This is a genomic window from Cohnella sp. AR92, assembly GCF_003990975.1.
GTDB lineage: Bacteria > Bacillota > Bacilli > Paenibacillales > Paenibacillaceae > Cohnella.
On sequence record NZ_RZJR01000032.1, the window covers coordinates 1 to 5140 of the forward strand.

General features: G+C 54.2%; 4 protein-coding genes and 3 rRNA genes. All 7 read left to right on the plus strand.

Annotated elements, in window-relative coordinates; genetic code table 11:
* Positions 1–289: ribosomal RNA gene (locus ELR57_RS27640) — 23S ribosomal RNA — on the plus strand; the annotation flags it as partial.
* Positions 290–393: 104 nt separating this feature from the next.
* Positions 394–510, plus strand: a 5S ribosomal RNA gene (gene rrf, locus ELR57_RS27645).
* A 173-nt stretch (positions 511–683) separates the two neighbouring features.
* Complete coding sequence (locus ELR57_RS27650) at positions 684–1130, plus strand: DUF2269 family protein (RefSeq protein ID WP_126963074.1); 447 nt, start codon at positions 684–686, stop codon at positions 1128–1130.
* A gap of 114 nt (positions 1131–1244) precedes the next feature.
* Entirely contained in the window at positions 1245–2354 is a 1110-nt protein-coding gene (locus tag ELR57_RS27655; RefSeq protein WP_126963075.1) for an SGNH/GDSL hydrolase family protein, read from the plus strand.
* A 108-nt stretch (positions 2355–2462) separates the two neighbouring features.
* Positions 2463–3479, plus strand: coding sequence for a dienelactone hydrolase family protein (locus tag ELR57_RS27660; RefSeq protein WP_126963076.1), 1017 nt, complete (start codon positions 2463–2465; stop codon positions 3477–3479).
* An 88-nt stretch (positions 3480–3567) separates the two neighbouring features.
* The gene (locus ELR57_RS27665) at positions 3568–4500 is read left to right on the plus strand and encodes an aromatic acid exporter family protein (protein WP_126963077.1); all 933 of its coding nucleotides are present in this window, start codon (positions 3568–3570) and stop codon (positions 4498–4500) included.
* Between the two features lie 405 nt (positions 4501–4905).
* Positions 4906–5140: ribosomal RNA gene (locus tag ELR57_RS27670) — 16S ribosomal RNA — on the plus strand; the annotation flags it as partial.

Genomic DNA, 5140 nt, shown 5'->3' on the forward strand with positions numbered 1-5140 from the left:
GTTCGGTCCCTATCTGTCGCGGGCGTAGGAAATTTGAGAGGGGCTGTCCTTAGTACGAGAGGACCGGGATGGACGCACCGCTGGTGTACCAGTTGTTCCGCCAGGAGCATCGCTGGGTAGCCAAGTGCGGGAGGGATAAGCGCTGAAAGCATCTAAGCGCGAAGCCCGCCTCAAGATGAGATTTCCCAGTATGTAAGACCCCTTGGAGAACACGAGGTTGATAGGCTCGGGGTGTAAGCACAGCAATGTGTGTAGCTGACGAGTACTAATCGGTCGAGGGCTTATCCTAATAAGCCACACAGGCAGGAAGATTCTAATTTTACGTTAAATCGTGAACGCTAACTCGTTTCGTATCCGGTTATCAAGGCGCAAGCCTTGGACACCTAAACATGGTTTGGTGATGATGGCAGAGGGGTTCCACGCGTACCCATCTCGAACACGACCGTTAAGCCCTCTAACGCCGATGGTACTTGGACCGCAGGGTCCTGGGAGAGTAGGAAGTTGCCAAGCCAAGAGAAGAGCACCCAGCAATGGGTGCTTTTTTTGTGCTTTCCTTGATGATGCGCTTCCTATTGCAAATAAAAAATAGATGTAAAATCTACAAAATATGACATAAAGGGCTAATTAATTGTGTTATCTTTGAAGAGATTTCTTTTACCTTATGAGAATATGGAGGAAATACGATGTACACGTACGTGTTATTCGTCCATCTGGTCGCGGCCGTCATGGGATTGGGCGCCGCGTTCGGCTTCCCGATCGTGGCCAAGAGCGCCAAGACGGTAAGCCAAGCGAAGTTCGTTCTGAACCTTCTTCACAAGCTGGAGGTGCTCCCGAAGGCGGGAAGCATTCTGCTGCTGATCTCCGGGATTGTGATGGGATTGCTAGAGACCTGGCTTTTCAAAGAAGTGTGGTTCATCGGTTCCATCGTCATTTATCTCGCCGTGCAATTCATAGTGGCAGGCATGCTTCCCAAGAATATGAAGAAACAGCTCGCAGCGCTGGAAGGAGTTCAGGGAGAAGAACTCCCGGAAGCTTATCTCGTTCTGGGCAGACAGTCCGCGAAGCTCGAAGGAATCTCTCATTTGGCGGCATTCGTGCTAATCCTGCTTATGGTTTTCAAACCGTTCTGAACCTTGTTAGGCGGTTTCAAGACAATGGAGGACAATTCATTCCGTTGACAGCCGGTTCGCCGAACGCGATGATTATATCGTGAGAATGAAGTCGACGACCGGAGGTACGATAGAATGACTCAAACCCTGCAACCAAGTGTAGTTAACAGAAGAGGCCCGCTTCGGCATACGAAAGCGCAGCTGGAGAACCGTCGATTGACGGTCGGATTCATCGGGGGCTCGATTACGGACGCACGTCCAGGCCACAACTGGCCGGAGCCTGTCACTCGGTGGCTGGCGGATCAATTCCCTCAAGCCAGAATCACGGTGGAGAATGCGGGAATCGGCGCAACGGGAAGCGATCTTGCCGTATTCCGGGCCAAGCGCGATCTGATCGATCCCGGATGCGACTTGGTATTCGTGGAATTCGCCGTCAATGACTGGGAAGTGCCGACCGAGCGCCGCAACAAGACAAGAGAAGGATTGCTTCGGCAGCTTCTGGCGGATGGCACGCGCGATGTCGTCCTCGTTTATACGTACAACCAGGACATGTACGAGGATATGATGAATGGGCGAGTCCCGCACAGCATCGCGGAATTCGAAGCTCTCGCCGAGCATTACGGGCTTAGCTCGGTGTGGATGGGCCTGCATGCCCTGAACGAAGTTCGGAGAGGAATCCTGCAGTGGGAGGAATGGCTCCCGGACGGCCTGCACCCGACGCAGCGAGGAAGCTTCAGCTATGGAACAAGCGTGATCGGTTTTCTTCAAGAGGAACTTTTAAGCAATGTGCCAGCTTCCTCAGAGGCGGCTGCTCCCAAGGAATTGCCGGCTCCGCTGACGGAGGGGCATTGGCAGAACGCGCGCTTCGTCCCGTTCGAGGATATCCGCACGGAAGGGCCGTGGACGGTTCGGCGTTGGGTAAACCTGCAATGGATCGATCACGCGCTGTCGACGTTCGCCGTCGGTTCCAAGCTCAGCTTCGACTTCGAAGGAACGGTTCTAGCGCTGGCCTTCGACTTCGGCAAGCGTTCGGCGGAATTCCGTTACCGCGTCGACGGTGGCGAATGGACGACGTCGAACCGCGAGCGTCCGGATTGGTGCGGACCAAGCGGCTGGCTTAAGCTGGAGGTTCTCTTCGACGATCTGCCTTCCGGTATCCACCATTTCGAGCTGGAGGTCGTGCACGGAAGCCGTCCGGATTGCGGCGGAACGAATCTCGACCTGGCGTTCGCAGGAATTGTTTAATCGAATAAGACGATGCGAAGGGAAGCAGAGCGAATCTGCTTCCTTTTTGAATGGGGGTCCATTAATCTAGAACTGCTAGGCGAAGTCGAACACAATGGGGGGAAAGGCATGCGGAGAGGCGATGATTTTCTCGAGGCCCTCTATGAGGAGACGGCGGATAATCGCAAGGTACGACAAGAGGCCGAGACGATATCGGAGCATCGCGGCCGGCTCATACGCGAATTAAGAGAGTCCTTAGGCGAATTTCGTCTTGTGGAGCAACGAAGCGTTAAGCTTTTGGAGAGGGTCGAATTCGAGGATTACATAAGAGAGAGGGTCGAGCTCTCCATCGTAGATGGATTAGCCTTCGCCTCGTATGTTCTTCTCCCCAAGGGCAAGACCGGCAAGCTGCCCGCGGTTCTAGCCGTACACGGACATGGCTACGGCAGTCGTCAGATCTGCGGCTTGAATCCGGACGGAACGCCCGATACCGGAGAGAGCGACGGTTATCGTCATTTCGCGCTTCAGCTAGTAGACAAAGGAATGGCCGTTATCGCTCCCGACGTGATCGGATTCGGAGAAAGAATGCTGCAGGTCGACTTGAACGCCAACCCGCCACCGTCGAATTCCTGCTATCGGTTGGCGACGCAGCTGCTGATGGCAGGCAAGACGCTTACCGGTCTAAGGGTGGCCGAGCTGTGTGGAGCGTTCGACTATCTCGCCGGGAGGGTGGAGGTAGACGCCGAGCGAATCGGTATCGTCGGCTTCTCCGGCGGCGCCCTTCTCTCGTATGTTGCGGCTGCTCTCGAGGAAAGGATTCGCGCGGCGGTGCTGATCGGTTTTCCAAATACGTTCAAAGACAGCATTATTGCCGTTCATCATTGCATCTGCAACTACACGCCCGGCATTCTGCAGACGGCCGAGCTTCCGGAGCTGATCGGCTTGCTTGCGCCAAGGCCGCTGTTTCTCGAATCCGGCGACCGCGATCCGATTTTCCCGGCTCACGGTTTTGAGAAGGCCGTTCGGGAGCTTCGCCGGCTCTATCGCTCTGAGGGGGCGGAGGACCATCTCGCTTACGATTTATTCCCCGGCGTGCATGAAGTGAACGGTAGGCGGTCTTTCGAATGGCTGAGAGAGATGCTGTGATGCAGATCCTTGACGCGAAGGAGCGAATAAGTTCATAATCCATAGGTGATTGGCAACGTTTGTTAAGGCGAAACTGGGGAATGAACTCATGCTGAAAATAGGTTTTCGAACGATCAAGACGGCGGTTGGGGTCAGTATCTCGGTTCTGCTCGGGGAGCTTCTTGGGCTGCAGAATTTCGCTTCCGCAGGTATCCTTACGCTGCTGTGCGTCCAGAAATCCAGGAAAAGATCCATCCAAGCGGCGGTCAGCCGATTCTTCGCTTGCTTGGGCGGGATGTTTATCTCCACGGGGATCTTCGAGCTGATCGGGTATCACGCTTATTCTTTTCTCGTGCTGCTCTTGCTGTTTATCCCGCTGGTCGTGCGCTTTAAGATCCAGGAAGGCATCGCGAGCAGCGCCGTCATTATGATGCACGTCTATATGCACGGGAAGGTTGAAGCCTCCTTCTTCCTAAACGAATTCTTGATTGTGGTGATCGGTCTCGGGGTTGCCTTGCTCGTGAACTGGTATATGCCCAGCATCGACCGGGTGCTCGTCAAGTACCAGGAGGAGACGGAACGGCTTATCAGCGCGATTCTGCTCGAGATCGCCAATTATCTCAAGAGCGGCTATACGCTATGGGATGGCAAGGAATTGCTGCTGTTGGAGGACACTCTCGCCAAAGCCAGGTCCGTTGCGGCCCTCGACGCCGAGAATCATCGAACGATCGACAAGCGCAACGATTACGGGATCTTCTTCGAGAACAAGCGGCGGCAATATCACCTGCTCGAGAGAATGCTCCCCATGGTGTCCCGGATTACGGCGCAGATGGAGCAGAGCAACCGCATCGGCGACTTCGTCATCCAGTTAAGCGAGCAGCTGCGCCAGCCGGACAAGTCGGGCGAACTGAACGACAAGCTGCGCACGATTCGGGAGTACCACAAGCAATTGCCGCTTCCGCAGACCCGCGAGGAGTTTGAGAATCGGGCAAGCCTGTTCACGATGGCGAATGAGCTGGAGCGATTCATCGATACGATATAAGGCGAGGGGAAAAAGCGCATTGTGCGTGGCGATACACATAGGTGTAGAAGAGAGAATGACAAATGGCAGATAATACCTGTTGCATTCTCTCTTGCGTTTATGGTACATTATTTCTCGCGCCGCTGAAGCACTGCGAGCTGCATGACTCCGGAATGAACGAGTGCTCGTAAGAATGCTCGACAAACTGGAAAACATTGTGGGTTGCAACGGTCGGCGGAATGCGGTAAGATGTAATTCCTGCTTCGGAAACGGAGCGGACAAGCAAGAAATAAGAGATTCACAACTTGTTCCTTGAAAACTGAACATCGAGCGTAAATGGAAATAAATCGTCGAGCGGAACTTCGGTTCTGCGAGACAAACCAGCAGTACAGAACGAGCCTTCAAGGTTCTTCAAAAAGGTTTACCTTTATGGAGAGTTTGATCCTGGCTCAGGACGAACGCTGGCGGCGTGCCTAATACATGCAAGTCGAGCGGATCTTCTTGAGTAGCTTGCTACTCAAGAAGGTTAGCGGCGGACGGGTGAGTAACACGTAGGCAACCTGCCCATAAGACCGGGATAACATTCGGAAACGAATGCTAAGACCGGATACGCAGGACTGGGGCATCCCGGTTCTGGGAAACACGGTGCAAGCTGTGGCTT